Here is an 18,477-nt window from a genome sequence, read left to right as displayed (position 1 = left end):
TCAATAACTAATACGCAGATGGATACGGGTACCCGCGATCGCGCCTGACGACGGATCGGCGGCGGGACGTTGACATTTATGAAACTTGACTTACAAAACAAACTCTTCCGAGGGGAGCACCAGACGGTGCTGAGATGGCGTTGAGCCGGACCCTTGAACCTGATCCGGGTCATGCCGGCGTAGGAACGGAACTGTCGCGCCCAAGGGGCGCTACCCTTTCTCTTCTCCGCTTTGCCCTGATCTCCGTGATTGTCACATCTGGAGACGAATGATGATGCTGAAACGTTCCGCCCTTCGCACATGGTGCGTCTGCGTCTGAGGTCCGGCCCATGCGTGCCATCCATGCGCTGAACGGTGTCGGTCTTCTGCTGGTTTTCTGGCAGGCGGGAACGTGGCTGTTTTCGCCACCCCGCTATATCCTGCCATCGCCCGCCGATGTTGCCGGCGCTTTTCTGCGCCAGCCCGGCTTCCTGTTCGGACAGGCTCTGGTGACGCTCAGCGAAATGGCGCTCGGGCTTGCGGCGGGAATCACCGCCGGCATTCTCGTCGCCTTCACCATTGCCGCCATTCCGCGCCTCGGCCGCCTCGTCTGGCCCATGGTTCTGGTGTTGCAGGCCTTTCCGGTGTTCGTGCTCGCCCCCATTCTCGTCCTCTGGTTCGGTTTCGGCATGGCCTCGAAAGTAGTCATGACGGCGATCATCATCTTCTTTCCGGTCGCGTCCTCCTTCACTGACGGCCTCAACCGCACGGAGCGCGCCATCCTCGACGCCGCTTCGCTGACAAAGGCGAGCCACTGGCAGGTCCTCACCCGGTTGCGTGTGCCGCTGGCGCTCCCGTCGCTGATCTCGGGCTTGAGAGTGGCGGCGCCGCTAGCCCCGCTGGGCGCCGTCATCGGCGAATGGGTGGGCGCATCCGCAGGGCTCGGATTTGTGATGATCCAGTCCAATGCCCGGATGCAGACCGACACCATGTTCGCCGCCATGGCCATTCTCGCGGTCATGGCGGTGCTGCTGCGGCTTATCGTCGATCTCTCGACAGCACATCTCGCCCCCTGGGCCAAAGAAACAGAACACACCACTCCTTTCAGATATTTGCGGAGACTTTCGGCACCATGAAACGAACTCTTCTTTCCTTCGTCGTCGCGGCTGCAAGCGTGCTTGCGCCCATGCAATCCCAGGCGGCCGACAAGCTCACCGTTTTGCTCGAATGGTTCGTGAATCCGGATCACGCGCCGATGGTGATTGCAAAAGAACGCGGCCTGTTTGCCGATGCCGGGCTGGAGGTGGAACTGGTTCCGCCCGCAGACCCCTCCGCCGTGCCGCGTCTCGTCTCGGCAAAACAGGCCGATATCGGCGTGCATTACCAGCCGAACCTCTATCTCGACCACGACGCCGGCCTGCCACTCGTGCGTTTCGGCACGCTGGTCGAAACGCCCCTCAATACCGTCACCGTTCTCGCCGATGGGCCGATCAAGAGCATGAAGGATCTGAAGGGCAAAAAGGTCGGCTTTTCCGTATCCGGCTTCGAAGATGCCATGCTGAAGCGCATGCTGGAAAAGGACGGGCTGACGAAGGATGATGTCGAACTCATCAACGTCAATTTTTCGCTCTCGCCGTCGCTGATCGCCGGCAAGGTGGATGCCACGCTTGGCGGTTTCCGCAATTTCGAGCTGACGCAGATGAAGCTCGAGGGACATGAGGGCCGCTCCTTCTTTCCCGAGGAACATGGCGTTCCGGCCTATGACGAGCTGATCTTCGTCACCCATCGCGATCTCGTAAAAGACAGCCGCCTGCCGCGTTTCCTCTCCGCCGTGGAACAGGCCGCGATCTTCATCACCAACCACCCACAGGAAGCCTGGCAGCTTTTCATCAAGGCCTATCCAAACCTTGACGACGCGCTGAATAAGCAGGCCTTCTTCGACACGCTGCCGCGTTTCGCCAAGCGCCCGGCCGCACTCGACCGCACCCGCTATGCCCGTTTTGGCGCCTTCATGCAGGAGATGCAGCTGATCAAGCAGGCGCCGGCGGCGGACGACATCGCCGTGGAGCTGCAGCAGCCATGACGACGACTTATCCAACAGCGGCAAAGGCCGCCGAAATTCTGGAGCGCGTCCGGCAGACGCGCCCGCGCGTGCATTGCCTGATGAACACCGTGGTGCAGAAATTCACCGCGGATGGCATCACCGTCGTCGGCGGAATTCCTTCCATGACCACCTCGCTCGAGGAAATCGAGAGCTTCGTGGCCAAGGCGGATGCACTGACCGTTAATCTCGGCACACTGGATGCCGAACGGCGCGGGGTCATCCGGCTGGCGATAGAGATCGCCAATGCCTCCGGCAAACCGTGGATCGTCGACCCCGTGCATTGCGACTACTCACCGTCGCGGCTGGAGTTCGCGCGCGAACTCATCGCACTTTCCCCGACCATCGTGCGCGGTAATCACGCCGAAATGAGCCTGATCGGCGATGTGCCTGATGTGGTGAGGATCGAGACCGGGCCTGTGGATCACCTCAGCGACACGACCCGCAGCGTGAGGATCGTCAACGGCCATCCGTGGATGGCGAAGGTGACTGGCACGGGTTGCCTCTCGGGCGGCGTCATCGCCGCCTTCATGGCGGTGGAAAAAGATGCGCTGACGGCGGCGGCCTCCGCCCTTGCCGTGACAGGCGTTTCCGCCGAACTCGCCGCCAGACACGCCGGAGGCCCCGGCACATTTGAATCGGCATTTCTGGATGCGCTTTCCGAAATTTCCGGTGAGGACATCATCAATCACGCGAGGATCGAGCATGAACAAGGTTGATTACCGCCTCAACGCGCTGGTCGACGCAAGCCTTAGCGATGTCGCACCGCTGCCGGAGCTTGCTCTCGCCGCCGCACTCAACGGCGCGACCATTCTGCAATATCGCGACAAGCACGGCTCGACGCGGGAGATGATCGAAAACGCCCGCGCCATTCACGAGGCCATCGCCGGCACCGGCGTGCCGCTTGTCATCAACGACCGTGTGGATGTGGCGCTCGCTTCTGGCGCGGACGGGGTGCATCTCGGCGTCGACGACATGGATGCAAAGACCGCAAGGCGCATTCTCGGTGAAAAGGCGATCATCGGCCTCACCGTCAAGAATCGCACCGATGCCGAACGGGCGGCTTCCCTGCCTGTCGACTACGCCTGCATCGGCGGCGTGTTCGAAACCGTTTCCAAGGTCAATCCGGACAAGCCCGTTGGCATCGACGGTTTTGCGACGCTGCGCGCCCTTTTGAGGGAATGGCGACCTGATATGCCGGTGGGCGCCATCGCCGGCATCGATCTTGCGCGTGTACCATCTGTCATCAAGGCGGGTGCGGATGGTGTCGCGGTCATTTCCGCCATTTTTCGTGCGGCCGATATTGCCAGTGCGGCCAAGGACTTCCGCTCCGCAATTGACGCCACGCTGAAAGCGAGACAACCATGACATCAATTGCATTGACCATTGCCGGCTCCGACAGCGGCGGCGGCGCGGGCATCCAGGCTGATATCAAGACCTTTTCAGCGCTTGGCGCCTATGCCGCCAGCGTCATCACCGCCATCACCGCCCAGAACACCAGAGGCGTGACCTCGGTAGAGGATATTTCCGTCGCCACCATCGTCGCACAGATGGAGGCGGTATTCTCCGATCTTGCCGTCAATGCGGTGAAGATCGGCATGGTATCGCGGATCGAAACCATCGCCGCCATCGCCGAACGGCTTCGGCAGCAATCACAGCCGGTGGTGCTGGATCCGGTCATGGTGGCGACGTCAGGCGACCGTTTGCTGCATGAAGATGCCATCGAGACATTGCGGCGCGAGCTTCTGCCGCTCGCCACCATCGTCACGCCGAACCTGCCCGAAGCGGCGCTGCTGACCGGCACGCCGATCGCCACCACGGAGAAGGAGATCTCCCGTCAGGCCGATGCAATCCTGAAAGCGGGTGCGAAAGCGGTGCTCATCAAGGGCGGCCATGGTGAGGGGCCGCAGAGCACGGATTATCTGTTTGCGGACGGTAACATGCAGGCGCTTTCCGCACCCCGGGTGGAGACGAAAAACGACCACGGCACGGGGTGCACGCTGGCGGCGGCGATTACGGCTCATCTTGCCAAGGGTTGTGAGTTGCGGGAGGCGGTGGGGCTTGCCAAGGGGTATCTGAACGGGGCGCTCGATGCCGGGCGGGGGCTTGCCGTTGGGAATGGGCGGGGGCCAGTGCATCATTTTTATCGGTGGTGGAGTTAGTGCAGAGTGCGGGGCTTACCCCCTCTGTCCTGTCGGACATCTCCCCCTCAAGGGGGGAGATCGACAAGTGGCTGGCCCACGACATTCAGTGACGCCACTTTATTGATAGTAGATGATTGCGAGGGAACAAGCGGTGGCTCCATCCGATCTCCCCCCTTGAGGGGGAGATGTCCGACAGGACAGCGGAGGTAAGCCATACGCTCCACGCTACCGCGCCTTCGGCGTCGCCAGCACATTCCGGATCGCAAAACTCGAATGAATGCGCGAAACCCCCGGCAGTTTCGACAGAATTTCCTTGTGAATACGCTCGAAATCCCCCGCACTTTCCGCCTCGCAGCGCAGAAAATAATCCGAGCCGCCCGTCATCAGATAACATTCGCGGATTTCCGGATATCGCCGCACCGCGTTTTCGAAACGGTTGAGAAAATCCTCTGTTTGCCGATCCAGCGTGATCTGCACGATGACCGAAATCACCTCGCCGCCGGCAAGGCCGCTGGTCAGCGCCGTGTACCCGCGAATAATCCCTTCCCGCTCGAGAATATCGACCCGGCGAAGGCAGGCGGATGCCGAAAGTCCGACCTCAGCGGCAAGCTTGGCATTGCTGATGCGGGCATTGAGCCGAAGCAGACGGATGATATGGCGGTCGGTCGCATCGAGGGACGACATAGAAGATTCCAATTAGCAAAAGAAAATTGCGTGATTACGAACTCTATCGCATTTCCTTCGAACAATAGCCAAGAAATTCGATAATCGTTGCAATACCCTGATGAGATAAAAATGAGGGTGAACGACATGGACATGCAGATCAGCCGCCAGCAGGCAGCCGGTGGTGCAAGCGGCCATCTGACCATCGATCTCGGCGCATTGCGCGACAATTATCTGGCCCTTGCGGCGATGGCGCCAGCATCGCAGACGGCAGCGGTCGTCAAGGCCGATGCATATGGCCTGGGTGCGGATATCGTCTCGCAGGTCCTGTTCGAGGCGGGTTGCCGCAATTTCTTCGTCGCCCATATCGATGAAGCGCTAGCGCTCAGGCTCCGACTTTCGGCAGAAGCGCGGATTTTTGTTCTCAATGGTCTTCAGCCCGGCAATGAGACCTCCTGTGCCGCCATGGCCGTTACTCCCGTTCTGAACTCGCTGGAGCAGATCGCCCAATGGTCGGCCCACGCCAAGAAGCTTGGCGGAAGGCTTGCCGCCGCCGTGCAGATCGATACCGGCATGTGCCGTCTCGGCCTTTCCCCCGAAGAGCTTGAAGTCCTCGCCTCACAGCCGCAATTGCTTGATGGTATCGACATCGCCTTCGTCATGAGCCACCTCGCCTGCGCCGATGAACCGGACCATGCCTCCAATGCCACGCAGCTTTCGGTGATGCGCAAAGGCGCCATTGCGTTCCCTGATGTACCGGTCTGCTTTTCCAACTCCGGCGGCATCTTTCTGGGCAATGATTACCACAACCACCTACTGCGCCCCGGCATCGCGCTTTATGGCGGCGCCCCCTCTGTTGCCCGTCCCAATCCGATGAAGCCGGTCGTTCGTCTTGACCTCGCCGTCATCCAGACCCGCACTGTTCCAGCCGGTTCGCTGGTCGGTTACGGCGGATCTTTCGAGGCGCCCGGTCCGACGCGGCTTGCGACAATCGCGGCCGGTTACGCTGATGGCCTGCCGCGTTCGCTCAGCAATCGCGGCGCGGCGTGGTATAACGGCGTGCGCCTGCCGATTGCGGGCCGCGTTTCGATGGACAGCATTATTCTCGACATATCCGCCCTGCCCGAAGACGCATTGACGCAGGGCAGTCTCGTGCAGATGATCGGGCCAGACCAGACGCTGGAAGACATCGCCGACGATGCGGGCACGATCGCCTATGAAATCCTGACAGGACTCGGACGCCGTTATCGCCGCAGTTACATTCAGCCGGGTGAAACCCCGGCCATTGCTTCAACATCAGTCAATCACAAGTGAGACGATCATGAACGTCACTATCCTCGGAGCCGGCGTCGTCGGCGTGACATCCGCCTGGTATCTGGCCAAAGCCGGACACAAGGTGACGGTGATCGACCGCCAACCGGCAGCGGCGCTGGAAACCAGCTTCGCCAATGCGGGAGAGGTTTCCCCCGGCTATTCCTCGCCCTGGGCTGCCCCCGGCATTCCGGTCAAGGCGATGAAATGGCTGTTCATGAAACACGCGCCGCTGATCATCCGCCCGACGGCCGACCCGGCCGCCTGGCGCTGGATGAGCCAGATGCTGCGCAACTGCACCTCGGCGCGTTATGCGATCAATAAGAGCCGCATGGTGCGCGTCGCCGAATATAGCCGCGATTGCCTGATGGCCCTGCGTGAAGAGACCGGCATCGAATATGACCAGCGCATGCAGGGCACGCTTGAAGTATTCCGCACCCAGAAGCAGTTCGACGCCATCGGCAAGGATGTCGACGTGCTGACGGCGGGCGGCGTGCCTTTCGAGATTCTCGACCGCGACGGCTGCGCCGCCATCGAACCCGGCCTCGCGCCGGCGAAGGAGAAGATCGTGGGCGGCCTGCGCCTGCCGGGCGACGAAACCGGCGATTGCTTCATGTTCACGACTGAACTTGCCCGCATGGCCGAAGAAGCCGGCGTTACCTTCCTCTACGATACCGGCATCATGCGCCCCATCGTTGAAGCAGGACGCGTCAAGGCGGTGGAAACCACCCGAGGGCTGGTGGAGGCTGACATTTTCGTCGCCGCACTCGGCAGCTATTCTCCGCAATTCCTGCGCCAGCTTGGCCTTACTCTGCCGGTCTACCCCGTGAAGGGGTATTCCATCACGGTTCCGATCGTGAAGGAGGAGCGCGCGCCCGTCTCTACGGTCATGGACGAGACCTTCAAGGTGGCTATCACCCGGCTTGGCTCACGCATCCGCGCCGGCGGCATGGCTGAAATCGCCGGCTTTAGCAAGGATTTGCCGGCAGCGCGGCAGGAAACACTGGCTCATTCGGTGGAAGACCTGTTCGGCGGCGCTGGCGATCAGACCCAGGCGAAGTTCTGGTGCGGCCTGCGCCCGATGACGCCGGACGGTACGCCTGTCATCGGCGCCACCCGCTACAGCAATCTTTATCTCAATACCGGCCACGGCACGCTCGGCTGGACCATGTCCTGCGGCTCCGCCCGGGTGCTTGCCGATCTCATCAGCGGGAACAAGCCCGAGATAGATACCCACGATCTGGCGATCAGCCGTTACGCCGCCTGATACGAGATTAGTCCGCCCATCCCCGTCCCGCGAGACGGGACGGGCAGTCAATCAGAGCGCCAGCGCATCCTTCAGCGCCAGACCTTCCTTCATGCGCAGGTCAAGGTCGGCCTCGATGTGGTCAAGATGCTGCAACATCAGCGCACGAGCCTTTGCCGCATCCTTTACCTCCAGCGCATCCAAGAGATCGGCATGATCATTGTGGCCGCAGCTCGAGACACCCGAGCGGCCGTAAAGCGCGATCACCAGCGACGAGCGGGCGACCAGTTCGTCCATGAATTTTTCCAGAATGGCATTGCCGGCAAGCGAGGCCAGCATCAGGTGGAAATCACCCGATGCCTTGATTTCCGCGCGTCTGGCGCTCGGGCCACGTTCATGCTGGTGGCGGCTTTCCTGTACCAGATGCTCCCGCAACCGCTTGGCTGCTGCCGGCGTGATTTTTTCGATGGCGGCATCGACGACACCGGGTTCGATCAGCCGGCGTGAGGCGAACACCTGCCGCGCTTCATCCGGTGTGGGATTGGAAACGAAGGCGCCGCGGTTGCGCTCAGCCTTCACCAGCCCCTCATAGGCCAGCATCTGAAGTGCGGCGCGCACCACGGTGCGGCTGACATCGAACAGCGTACCCACTTCCGATTCCGACAGTTTGGTTCCCGGCGCAAGCCGGCGGTCGACAATGGCGTCACGCAGCGTATCGCGAATGGCCTGGGCACGGTCTTCATGCGAGGTGTCGGAATTGACGGTTATCTGGGAAAGGCTCATCGGGGCGTCCTGTTTGTTCTTGAGTTCTAGCGCGAAGTGCGGCGCACGCAAACAGGAATTGCGGGCCGCCGCCGGTCCGCCACAATTCATTCAGCGCCCGTTCAGCAGCCGGGCTGTATTTCCTTAACCATCGAATTTGCAACTGGCAGCGCCCTGCCACCTGTACGGAAGAACACACCATGTCGTCCTTTGCAGCTAAAACAGTTCTGACAATCGCTGTCGCCGCCGCTACCATTGCTCCCTTGAGCAGCGCATCCGCTGGCGACTGGGACCGCCATGATCGTCGCGACGCCGCCATTCTGGGCGGTGTGCTCGGTCTTGCCGCCGGTGTCGCCGTCGGCTCCGCAATGTCGCGCCCGGCGCCGGTGGATGATGAGCGCGTCTATATCGACCCGCCCCGCCGCTATGAGCCGAGCTATGTCGATGAAGAGCCGGACTATCGCTACTATCGGCCCCAGCCGCAGCCTGTTTATCGCCCCGCCCCGGTCTACCGCCCGCAACCTGTCTATGACAGCCGCCCGGTTTACGGCCAGCGCGCCACCTATCGCACCATCGAGCCATGGACCAACGCCTGGTACGACTATTGCTCGCAGCGTTACCGGAGCTTCAATTCCCGCACCGGGACCTATACGGATTATGACGGCCAGCGTCATTTCTGCGTAGCGGGTTGATCAAGCCGACCTTCGGCACAATTATGGTCGTTATTGTCAGGCCGCGGACGGAAACGTCCGCGGCTTTTCATCATGCGTTAACCGGCCCCGCGCCGGCTCACGCCGCGCCGCTCTTCACATAATCCGCCCGGTTGATGCCGTGGCGTTGCAGCTTGTCGTAAAAGGTCTTGCGGGCTATGCCGAGCGTGGCGATGGTTTCCGCCACGTCGCCATTCGATTGTTCCAGCGTTTCGCGGATGATGCGCGCTTCGATCTCATCCATGCGCTCCGGCAAGGTGCCGGACGCGGGGAGCGCGGATTGCAATGCAGGCGCGTCCGCCGGTTCCGTCTCCAACCCCAGCACCACCCTTTCGGCGAAATGCCCGAGTTCGCGCACATTGCCCGGCCAATCGTGGTCATTGAGGCGACGGGAAATACCGGCGCTGATCTGCGGCACCGGCATGTTGAAACGGTTGGCGGCCTTGGTGACGAAATGGGAGAACAGCAGCGGAATATCCGCCTTGCGTTCGCGCAGCGGCGGAATGGACAGCGTCACCACATTCAGCCGGTAATAGAGGTCCTCGCGAAACGTGCCACGTTCGGACGGATCGCCAAGATCGACCTTGGCCGCCGCCACCACGCGAATATCGACCGGCCGCTCCTCGTTCGACCCGAGTGGCGAGACCTCGCGCATTTCCAGAACGCGCAGCATCTTCACCTGCACCGCAAGCGGCATGCTTTCGATCTCATCCAGAAACAGGGTGCCGCCGCTCGAATGTTCGATGCGGCCGACGCGTTTTTTCTGCGCGCCGGTAAAAGCTCCCGGCTCATGGCCGAAAAGCTCGCTTTCAATCACCGTTTCCGGCAGCGCCCCGCAATTGAGCGCCACGAAATTGCCTTTTGAGCGTTTCTTGCTCCAGCGGTGAAGGGCCGTTGCCACCACTTCCTTGCCGCTGCCCGTCTCGCCTGCCACCAGCACATCCACGTCGGTATCGGCAATGTGCCGGAGCGTGGTGCGCAGGCGCTCCATGCCCGGCGTCTGGCCGATCAGCGGCAGATCATCCTCCGCCTGCCCCGCCGCCCGGCGAAGGGCGCGGTTTTCCAGCACCAGCCGACGCTTTTCCAAAGCCCGGCGCGCGCTTTCCACCATGCGTTCGGCGGGAAATGGCTTGGCGATAAAATCATATGCACCGTTGTGAAGCGCATCGACGGCCATCGGCACATCGCCATGCCCTGTGATGAGGATGACAGGCAGATCGGCATCGATCTTGCGGACATGGTCGAAAAACTCAAGCCCGGTCATGCCCGGCATACGCACATCGGTGATGACGACGCCGTCGAAATCCTCGTTCAAGGCCGCAAGCGCCTGTTCTGCGCGAGAAAACGAAGTAACCGGCAATCCATCGAGTTCCAGCGTCTGCACCATCGCCTTGCGCAGCTGGGAGTCGTCGTCCACCAGGAATATGGTTCCGTCCACCGTCATGTCATGCTCGCTTCAGAAATACGGAAAAACGAGTACCCGCCTCGCTGCTATCCACCTCGATACGCCCGCCATAATCCGAAGCAATATCGTTGGAGATGACGAGACCGAGGCCGAGGCCGCTTTCCTTTGATGTGTTGAAGGGCGAAAAAAGCTGCGCGCGGATGGCTTCAGGAATGCCCGTGCCGTTGTCGCTGACGGAAAGCACGACCATGTCACCTTCTCCGCGCACACGCACCTCGACACGGGCCGCCCCAATCTCTTCCGTGGCTTCCAGCGCGTTTTGCAGAAGGTTGATGAGGATCTGCTCCAGCCGGATACGGCTGCCGAGCACTTTCAGGTCCTGATCCGGCAACACGATATCCAGCGCATCCATCTGCCCGGAAAAGCGGCTGCGCAACAGCATGACCGCGCCTTCGATGACCAAGCGAACGCTGACAGGCTCGGCGGCGGTGCGACCCTTGCGGGCCAATATTTTCAGATCGCCGGTAATGGTGCCGATACGCTCGGTCAACGCCGCGATGTTTTCGAGATTTTCGGTGGCCTCGGACATGCGGTCGCGTTTCAGCAGCGTGCGGGCATTATCAGCAAAGGCGCGGATCGTCGCCACCGGCTGGTTGATCTCATGCGCCACACCCGCCGCCACCTGCCCCAGAATGGAAAGGCGGTTGGCCTGCACCAGTTCGTGCTGCACATTGCGCAACTCACCGGTGGTTTTTTCATGCAGGGCGATTTCGGCCTGCAGGTGATCGCGGGTTCTGGTCAAGTCGCGGGTGCGCTCCTGCACCTTCATTTCCAGCTCAGTGCGGGCGCGCTGTTCCTCTTCCTTTTCCTTAAGCGCCCTGTGCCTGCGCCACAGCCACAGGGCCGAAAGCGCCATCAGCGGCATCAGCGTCGCCAGCGCCACCACCCTGCCCTCGCGGATTGTGGCGTTCAGCGCCGGCGCCACGGGCTGCAGATAATGCAGGGTCCATGAAGTGGTCGGAACCGGCATTTCGAGCTGCAGATAATCGCCGCGCTCGCTCCCCGGTTGATCGACATGAATGAGCGGAACGCCCTCGCTTGAGCGCCGCGCCGCGCGAAATGGCAAGGTTGAAAGCGCCTCATTGCCAAATTGCAGGCTCTCGGAAATGATTTTCCGCTGCGCCTCATCAATCGGCGCGACGGTCCTGAAGCGCCATTCCGGCACGCTGGTCATCAGCACGACGCCGTTTCTGTCGACCACATAGACCGGTTTGCCTCCGATGTTCCAGTCGGTCTCCAGCCGGTTGAACTCGACCTTGGCGATGACGACGCCAAGCGGCCGCCCGTCGGCGGAATCGATACGGCGGGAGATATAAAGACCCGGCCGGCGGCTGACATTGCCAAGCGCATAATGTTCGGACATGCCGGTCTTCATCGCCGCCTGGAAATATTCGCGAAAAGCATAATTGGAGCCGACAAAGCTGTCCGCCTGCCGCCAATTGCTCGACGCAATGGTCAATCCGGTCGGCCCGGTCACATAGATCACCGAGGATTGCGTACCTTCAATAAGCCCCTCCAGCTTGCGGTTCAGCCGATCGAGGGCAGGAGCACCACCACCATCCAGCGCAGCGGCAAGATCGGGATCTCCTGACAGGACCAGCGGAATGGCGCGCGGCCGCTCCAGCGCAACATTAAGAAGCGCGATCTTCAATTCGGCATCCGTGGCGGCCTCGGAACCCGCCACCCGCAGTGCCTGGTTGCGGGCGAACTCATCGGCCACCAAGAGAACACCAAGACTGACGAGCAGCCACAGACCCGCCAGCGCCAGCCATTGCGCCCGCCGTTTCGCCTGGGAATGAGGTGTCTGATCCTGATAGGTCATGGGATAATTGTGCGGATTTACGCACAGATCGCAAGAGATTTTGTCCGGAATTCCGCACAAATGCCCTTGAGCCGGCGAAGCTTCAATGAAAACTACTTTTGAAATCAGCTGGTTACGGCAAATAAGCAAGTCTGGCATGCGTATTGCACATGACTCCACAATCGGCGCGAAGCCGTCAACGACACGGCGATCCCGGGAGGCCAATAAAGGCAGGGTGAGGCCGAGGAGGAAAAAACATGATCGATACGACAGCCGTGGCCGCAGGCCACGCCAAAATGCCATTTTACAAGCACCTGTATTTTCAAGTTCTGGTGGCCATCATCGCCGGTATCGCGCTCGGCCATTTCTATCCGGCTTTCGGCGAACAGCTGAAACCGCTCGGCGACGGCTTCATCCGCCTCGTCAAGATGATCATCGCTCCCGTCATCTTCCTCACCGTCGCAACCGGCATCGCCGGCATGAACGACATGAAGAAGGTGGGCCGCGTGGCCGGCAAGGCCATGATCTACTTCCTGGTATTCTCCACGCTCGCGCTCATCGTTGGCCTCATCGTCGCCAATACCGTGCAGCCGGGCGCAGGCATGAACATCGATCCCGCCACGCTGGATGCCAAGGCTGTCGCGACCTACGCCGACAAGGCCCATGAGCAGACTATCACCGGCTTCCTGATGAACATCATCCCGACCACCATCGTCGGTGCTTTCGCCAGCGGCGACATCCTGCAGGTGCTGTTCTTCTCGGTTCTCTTCGGCATCGCGCTCGGCATCGTCGGCGAAAAGGGCAAGCCCGTCACCGATTTCATGCATGCCCTGATGTATCCGATCTTCAAGCTGGTCGCGATCCTGATGAAGGCCGCCCCCATCGGCGCTTTTGGCGCGATGGCCTTCACCATCGGCAAATACGGCATCTCGTCCGTTACAAACCTCGCCATGCTGATCGGCACGTTCTACATCACTTCCTTCCTGTTTGTGTTCGTGGTTCTCGGCGCCGTCTGCCGTTACAACGGCTTCTCCATCGTCGCGCTTATCCGCTACATCAAGGAAGAACTGCTTCTGGTTCTCGGCACCTCTTCTTCGGAAGCCGCCCTGCCGGGCCTGATGAGCAAGATGGAAAAGGCGGGCTGCAAGCGCTCCGTCGTCGGCCTCGTCATTCCCACCGGTTATTCCTTCAACCTCGATGGCACCAACATCTACATGACGCTGGCGGCGCTCTTCATCGCACAGGCAACCGGTATCCACCTCTCCTTCGGTGAACAGATCCTCCTGCTGCTCGTTGCCATGCTCTCGTCCAAGGGTGCGGCCGGCATCACCGGCGCTGGCTTCATCACGCTCGCAGCCACGCTCTCCGTCGTGCCTTCGGTTCCAGTTGCCGGCATGGCGCTGATCCTCGGCATCGACCGCTTCATGTCGGAATGCCGTGCGCTCACCAACTTCGTCGGCAATGCGGTCGCCACCATCGTCGTCGCCCGCTGGGAAGGCGAACTGGATCAGGACCAGCTTGCCCGCGTTCTGAGCGGCAAGGAAGAGTTCACCGGCATCGCCGATGTGGATTCGCTTCCGGCATCGGTCCAGCTGGCCGAATAATACGACCTCCCAAGGTCTGGCCTGTCCCGGTTTTTCCCGGGCAGGCACATACTGAAAGCCCGGCGCATCAACTGGATGCGCCGGGCTTTCAATTGCTCAGGCCAGCCCCAACACCGGGGGTTTTTATAGTCCGAAAGATGCTGTAGAGCCGAAGCCTGACCAATGCGATAAGCGGAGTGGCGGCATGAAGAACCTGTTTCTGGCCTGGCAATTCTGGGCGCTGCTATCGGCGGCCTTTGCGGCGCTCACCGCCGTGTTCGCCAAGATCGGCATCGAAAACGTCAATTCCGATTTCGCCACCTTCATCCGCACCATCGTCATTCTCGCGGCTGCGGGCCTGATGGTTTACATCACCGGCAACTGGCAGCAGCCTTCCACCATCTCGGCCAAAACCTGGGCCTTCCTCGTTCTTTCGGGTCTGGCCACCGGCGCCTCGTGGATATGTTATTTCCGGGCGCTGAAGCTCGGCGATGCCGCCCGCGTCGCGCCTATCGACAAGCTGAGCGTCGTTTTTGTCGCCGTATTTGCAGTGCTGTTTCTGGGCGAAAGGCTCTCGCTGCCCAACTGGCTCGGCGTGCTGCTGATCGCCTGCGGTGCCGTGCTCGTGGCCTACCGGGGATAGGGCCGGCCGGATAAACCGACCGGCGCCATTATAAGGGTTTTCAGCCTCGCGCGGCCGCAACCTTGTCGAGACCACGCTTCACCCCGGCAAACAATTCGTCCAGCTGTTCGGCCGTAATGATGAGCGGCGGGCAGAAGCAGATGGATTCACCGATCGGCCGGGTGATGACACCCTCCTCCTCGATGGCGGCGGCAAGGGCAAGCGTGGTATCGCCCGGCTTCATGCCCTCCCATGGTTTTACCTCCAGCGCGCCGATGAGGCCGATACCGCGCGAGGAATGAATGAGTGGGTGATCGGCCAGCGCCTTCAGATGGCTAAGGAACCTGCCCTCCAGACGGGCGACATTGCCGACAAGGTCGCGCTCCTGAATGATCTTCAGGTTTTCCAGCCCCACAGCCGTTGCGACCGGATGGCCGGAGGCGGTGTAACCATGGCCGAAGGAGCCGATACGGTCGGATTCATCGGCAATCGGCTGGTAGAAACTGTCATTCATGATGATCGCCGAAAGCGGCATGTAGGACGACGAAATCTGCTTGGAGACGACAAGCACGTCCGGCTTGATGTCATAGGTCTCGCAGGCGAACATCTTGCCGGTTCGGCCGAAACCGCAGATCACCTCGTCCACGACAAGCAGAATATCGTATTTCTTCAGGATCGCCTGCACACCCTCCCAATAACCTTCAGGCGGCAGGAGAACGCCGCCGGCGCCCATCACCGGCTCGCCCCAGAAGGCGGCGATGGTCTCGGGACCTTCGCGCAGGATCATATCCTCCAATTCCCCAAGGATACGCGCGGTGAACTCCGCTTCGCTTTCGCCATCCTTGCCGAAATGCACATAGGAAGGGCAGGCTGTGTGCAGCATGCGGTCCAGCGGCAGATCGAAGCTTTCATGGTTGCGCGGCAGGCCGGTGATCGAGGCCGAGGCGATGGTCACGCCATGATAACCCTTGATGCGGCCAATGATCTTCTTCTTGTCCTTCTTGCCCAGCGCGTTCGAGCGATACCAGACCATCTTGGCAACGAGATCATTAGCCTCGGAGCCGGAGGAGGTGAAGTGCACCTTGGACATCGGCACCGGCGAAAGCTCGACCAGCAACTCGGCAAGATCGACGGACGGACCGTGTGTCTTGTAGGAAAAGGTGTGGTAATAGGGCAGCTTCTGCATCTGCTTCGTCGCCGCTTCCACCAGCCGCTTTTCACCGAAACCGAGCGCCACCGACCAGAGCCCCGCCATCGCCTCGATATAGCGCTTGCCGCTGCTGTCGGTCACATAGATGCCTTCGCCGCTCTCGATGACAAGCCCGCCGGTCTTTTCGAATTTGCGCAGATTGACGTTCGGATGCATCTGATAGGCGATATCGCGTGCCTCGACGGAATTCGGCAGGATGGTCATCGATAAAGGCTCCATTTTCGGTTGATGGTCGGCGTGTCAGACGTGCTGGCCGCCGTTGATGTGAATTTCCGCGCCGTTGATGTAGCTCGACTGTTCCGAGCAGAGGAAATAGATGGTCTGCGCCACCTCGGCAGTGGTGCCGAGCCGCCCGAGCGGCACCTGCGCGTCCACCAGTTCCGCCGTTCCGGGGGAGAGGATGGCGGTGTTGATCTCACCCGGCGCAATGGCGTTGGCGCGCACGCCACGCGGGCCGAACTCATGCGCAAGTTCGCGCGTCAGCGCCGCGAGCGCCGCCTTCGATGTGGCGTAGGCCACGCCTGCAAAAGGATGCACACGTGAGCCCACAATCGATGTGACGTTGACGATGGAGCCCTTTGCCTCCTCAAGTTCCGGCAAAAGCGCGCGGGCAAGCAGCGCCGTCGAAACGAGATTGACGTTCAGCACCCGCGTCCAGATATCCGCCGTCGTATCCTTCACACCGAGACGACTTCCGCCTTCACCCTTGGGCGAAATTCCGGCATTGTTGACAAGCGCCGCAAGCTTTCCCTCCGGCAGGCGTGAACGCACCTCGTCCGCCAGAGCGTCAATACGGGACAAGTCCTCCAGATCAGCCTGAATATGGCTTTCCCGTGCAGACGGCCAACGGCATTCCTCGGAGAAGGGTTGCCGCGATACGGTGAGAATTCTCCAGCCCTTTTCCTGAAACAGCTTGACGGTGGCATGCCCTATTCCGCGGCTGGCGCCGGTCAGAAGCATATAAGGAACAGCCATATGAGAACTCCTGTGCCATGCGGACCGTTGAGCCGGCCGCGCATTCAGCCCCGCATGTTAGAGCGCTGCCACCGGCTGACAAGGTCTTTTTTGTCGCGGCGCAGCGATGGCGGATCGGCGACGGGCTAATCCCATTTGATGTACGGCTTTCACCCGAAGGGAATATTTGAAGCCGACCGTTTCCCCATAAAATGAAGCCTCCCGAATGTGTGATCAGTATTGGGAGGGGGGACGAATGCGCATCGATATTATCGACACGGACGCCGGCTTCGAGGCGATCCGCGAAAACTGGGATGCGGTGTTCATGGCCGATCCCCATGCCCGGCATTTCCTCTCCTGGGGATGGCTCAGGGATTATATGCCGCGCCGCAGGCGCTGGTTCATCCTTGCGCTGCGCGAACGGCCGGAAGGCTCGCCCTATGTGGCGTTTTTCCCGCTGCGCATCGTCACCGAACCGGACAAGAAAACCGGCCGCTTCCATGATAGCATCGTCATGGCAGGCAATGCGGCGGCGGATTACACCGGCTTCATCACCCTGCCGGACTATGAAGATCACGCCGTTGCCGGTTTCTGCTCCTATATACGCCAGCAGAACTGGACAGAACTGAAACTCGATTATCTCTCCGGCCCGCCGGAGCGTCGCGACGCAATGATCCGCGCGCTTCAGGGTCCGCTCGTCATGTTCCGCGACAACATGCCGACCAACCCCTACAACATCAACAATTGCATCTGCCCGGTGGTGGCCCTGCCGGAGACGTTCGATAGCTATCTCGACAGCCATATGAGCAGCCAGACCCGGCAAAAGCTCAGGCGTTTCCTGAGAAAGGTCGAAGGCGGCGATGAATATAGCATCACCTTCGCGACGAGAGAGACGATCAGGCGGGATATGGATATCCTGTTCGATTTCTGGCGCATCCGCTGGGCGCCGCACAAGGGCAAGGAGCGTACGGAACTCCTGATCGGCGCGACACGACAAATGTTGATGGATGTCTATATCCGCGGCGATCTGGAAGTACCGGTCCTGTGGTTCGGCGACCAGCCGTTGGGGGCACTCGCCAATATCATCGACCGCCAGAAGAAATCGGTCCTGTTCTATATCACCGGCCGCGACGAGAACTGGAAGACCCCTTCCCCCGGCCTCGTGCTGCATGGCCACTGCATCCGCCGGGCGATCGAGCAGGGTTTCAGGACCTATGATTTCCTGCGCGGCAACGAGCCTTACAAATATTTCTTCGGGCCGGAGGAGCAGAAGCTGAGCTGCACGTTGTTCCGCACCCGCTCGGGCGAAAATCTCGGCGGCACGCTTCACCCCCGCAGCATCCGTTTTGTCTACGAACAGGCGCTCAAACTCTACAAGAGCGGCCAGAAGGCGGCCGCCAATATCGCCTTCGGGCAGGTGCTTGCCGCAGCACCTGACCATCTCGGCGCGCAATTCGGGCTCGCCAATCTGTCGTTCGACCGGGGTGAATTCCGGGAGGCCGAGATCGCCTTTCTCAGCCTTCTGGCCGCTGGCCAGGAACCCGTCGTCCTGTGGCTTCGCATCGGCGAGGCCCGGCTGGCGCAGCAGTACTACCACGAGGCATCCGAGGCCTTCCGCCAGGTAACCAATCGCGCACCCTTCCACCGGGAAGCGCTTTATAAATGCGCGGTGGCGCTGATTGCCGCCGAAAGAACGGTGGAAGGCGCTGAAATCCTCGACAGGCTGCAGCATTATCATTCCGACGATGCGGCGCATCTGGAATATGCAGAAAAAGCCCGTGCAGCCCTTGCCAGGCTGGAACTGGCAAAGACAAAGGTTCCGCTGCCGTCAGATATCGTCACCCTCGCTACCAAGCCGAAAACGGCGGGCAAACGCTGGCATCCGCCAAAGGTTTTGCATTAAAGGCAACGCCCTGTAAGTTGCGG

At 60.8% G+C, this 18,477-nt stretch carries 17 protein-coding genes and 1 riboswitch; of the genes, 11 read left to right on the top strand and 6 right to left on the bottom strand.

Annotation, left to right across the window (positions count from 1 at the left end; translation table 11 throughout):
• Positions 1 to 100 precede the first annotated feature (100 nt).
• A riboswitch (TPP riboswitch) is annotated at positions 101 to 203 on the top strand.
• Positions 204 to 329: 126 nt separating this feature from the next.
• The 5 genes from V6S97_RS13985 to thiD are packed head-to-tail and all read left to right on the top strand — an operon-like array spanning position 330 to position 4,242.
• Entirely contained in the window at positions 330 to 1,115 is a 786-nt protein-coding gene (locus V6S97_RS13985; protein ID WP_111793270.1) for an ABC transporter permease, read from the top strand.
• The gene (locus V6S97_RS13980; protein WP_060726892.1) at positions 1,112 to 2,062 is read left to right on the top strand and encodes an ABC transporter substrate-binding protein; all 951 of its coding nucleotides are present in this window, start codon (positions 1,112 to 1,114) and stop codon (positions 2,060 to 2,062) included. Before V6S97_RS13985 ends, V6S97_RS13980 begins: the two co-directional genes overlap by 4 nt.
• Positions 2,059 to 2,799, top strand: a complete 741-nt coding sequence (locus V6S97_RS13975) for a hydroxyethylthiazole kinase (RefSeq protein WP_111797172.1) — start codon at positions 2,059 to 2,061, stop codon at positions 2,797 to 2,799. Before V6S97_RS13980 ends, V6S97_RS13975 begins: the two co-directional genes overlap by 4 nt.
• Positions 2,786 to 3,448 (top strand): thiamine phosphate synthase, encoded by a 663-nt coding sequence (gene thiE / locus V6S97_RS13970; RefSeq protein ID WP_107677376.1) that lies wholly within the window; start codon positions 2,786 to 2,788, stop codon positions 3,446 to 3,448. Before V6S97_RS13975 ends, thiE begins: the two co-directional genes overlap by 14 nt.
• On the top strand, positions 3,445 to 4,242 hold the full coding sequence (gene thiD / locus V6S97_RS13965) for a bifunctional hydroxymethylpyrimidine kinase/phosphomethylpyrimidine kinase (protein ID WP_111797170.1): 798 nt from the start codon (positions 3,445 to 3,447) through the stop codon (positions 4,240 to 4,242). The genes thiE and thiD overlap by 4 nt, the downstream gene beginning before the upstream one ends.
• Before the next feature lie 207 nt (positions 4,243 to 4,449).
• Here thiD and V6S97_RS13960 read toward each other — a convergent pair whose 3' ends face one another.
• The gene (locus tag V6S97_RS13960; RefSeq protein ID WP_003500727.1) at positions 4,450 to 4,908 is read right to left on the bottom strand and encodes an Lrp/AsnC family transcriptional regulator; all 459 of its coding nucleotides are present in this window, start codon (positions 4,906 to 4,908) and stop codon (positions 4,450 to 4,452) included.
• 126 nt (positions 4,909 to 5,034) lie between these two features.
• Here V6S97_RS13960 and alr point away from each other — a divergent pair, with 126 nt between their 5' ends.
• Positions 5,035 to 6,201: an alanine racemase gene (gene alr, locus V6S97_RS13955; RefSeq protein WP_111793254.1), complete on the top strand. Its 1,167-nt coding sequence runs from the start codon at positions 5,035 to 5,037 to the stop codon at positions 6,199 to 6,201.
• 7 nt (positions 6,202 to 6,208) lie between these two features.
• A complete protein-coding gene (locus V6S97_RS13950; RefSeq protein ID WP_060726895.1) occupies positions 6,209 to 7,465 on the top strand; it encodes a D-amino acid dehydrogenase in 1,257 nt (418 codons plus the stop codon).
• 51 nt (positions 7,466 to 7,516) lie between these two features.
• Here the strand turns inward: V6S97_RS13950 and V6S97_RS13945 are convergent, their stop codons facing one another.
• Positions 7,517 to 8,227 (bottom strand): GntR family transcriptional regulator, encoded by a 711-nt coding sequence (locus V6S97_RS13945; protein ID WP_112356284.1) that lies wholly within the window; start codon positions 8,225 to 8,227, stop codon positions 7,517 to 7,519.
• A 179-nt stretch (positions 8,228 to 8,406) separates the two neighbouring features.
• Between V6S97_RS13945 and V6S97_RS13940 the strand changes: the two genes are divergently transcribed.
• A complete protein-coding gene (locus tag V6S97_RS13940) occupies positions 8,407 to 8,898 on the top strand; it encodes a BA14K family protein (RefSeq protein ID WP_112356278.1) in 492 nt (163 codons plus the stop codon).
• A 97-nt stretch (positions 8,899 to 8,995) separates the two neighbouring features.
• Here V6S97_RS13940 and V6S97_RS13935 read toward each other — a convergent pair whose 3' ends face one another.
• Both V6S97_RS13935 and V6S97_RS13930 read right to left on the bottom strand, forming a co-directional pair.
• Entirely contained in the window at positions 8,996 to 10,360 is a 1,365-nt protein-coding gene (locus V6S97_RS13935) for a sigma-54-dependent transcriptional regulator (protein ID WP_334427109.1), read from the bottom strand.
• Position 10,361: 1 nt separating this feature from the next.
• Positions 10,362 to 12,203: a sensor histidine kinase gene (locus V6S97_RS13930; RefSeq protein WP_112356277.1), complete on the bottom strand. Its 1,842-nt coding sequence runs from the start codon at positions 12,201 to 12,203 to the stop codon at positions 10,362 to 10,364.
• Between the two features lie 236 nt (positions 12,204 to 12,439).
• Between V6S97_RS13930 and V6S97_RS13925 the strand changes: the two genes are divergently transcribed.
• On the top strand, positions 12,440 to 13,786 hold the full coding sequence (locus tag V6S97_RS13925) for a dicarboxylate/amino acid:cation symporter (protein ID WP_112356276.1): 1,347 nt from the start codon (positions 12,440 to 12,442) through the stop codon (positions 13,784 to 13,786).
• Between the two features lie 184 nt (positions 13,787 to 13,970).
• Complete coding sequence (locus tag V6S97_RS13920; RefSeq protein ID WP_112356275.1) at positions 13,971 to 14,408, top strand: EamA family transporter; 438 nt, start codon at positions 13,971 to 13,973, stop codon at positions 14,406 to 14,408.
• Between the two features lie 40 nt (positions 14,409 to 14,448).
• On the opposite strand, the gene V6S97_RS13915 is transcribed toward V6S97_RS13920, so the two are convergent.
• Positions 14,449 to 15,801, bottom strand: a complete 1,353-nt coding sequence (locus tag V6S97_RS13915) for an aspartate aminotransferase family protein (RefSeq protein ID WP_112356274.1) — start codon at positions 15,799 to 15,801, stop codon at positions 14,449 to 14,451.
• A gap of 36 nt (positions 15,802 to 15,837) precedes the next feature.
• The gene (locus V6S97_RS13910; protein ID WP_003506382.1) at positions 15,838 to 16,572 is read right to left on the bottom strand and encodes an SDR family NAD(P)-dependent oxidoreductase; all 735 of its coding nucleotides are present in this window, start codon (positions 16,570 to 16,572) and stop codon (positions 15,838 to 15,840) included.
• A gap of 235 nt (positions 16,573 to 16,807) precedes the next feature.
• Between V6S97_RS13910 and V6S97_RS13905 the strand changes: the two genes are divergently transcribed.
• Complete coding sequence (locus tag V6S97_RS13905) at positions 16,808 to 18,454, top strand: GNAT family N-acetyltransferase (protein WP_003506381.1); 1,647 nt, start codon at positions 16,808 to 16,810, stop codon at positions 18,452 to 18,454.
• Positions 18,455 to 18,477: the final 23 nt, after the last annotated feature.

Origin of the sequence: Agrobacterium sp. CCNWLW155 (assembly GCF_036888815.1) — a bacterium.
GTDB lineage: Bacteria > Pseudomonadota > Alphaproteobacteria > Rhizobiales > Rhizobiaceae > Agrobacterium > Agrobacterium radiobacter.
The sequence above is the reverse complement of the archived record's forward strand: the minus strand, read 5'-3'. Positions and strand labels throughout refer to the sequence as shown.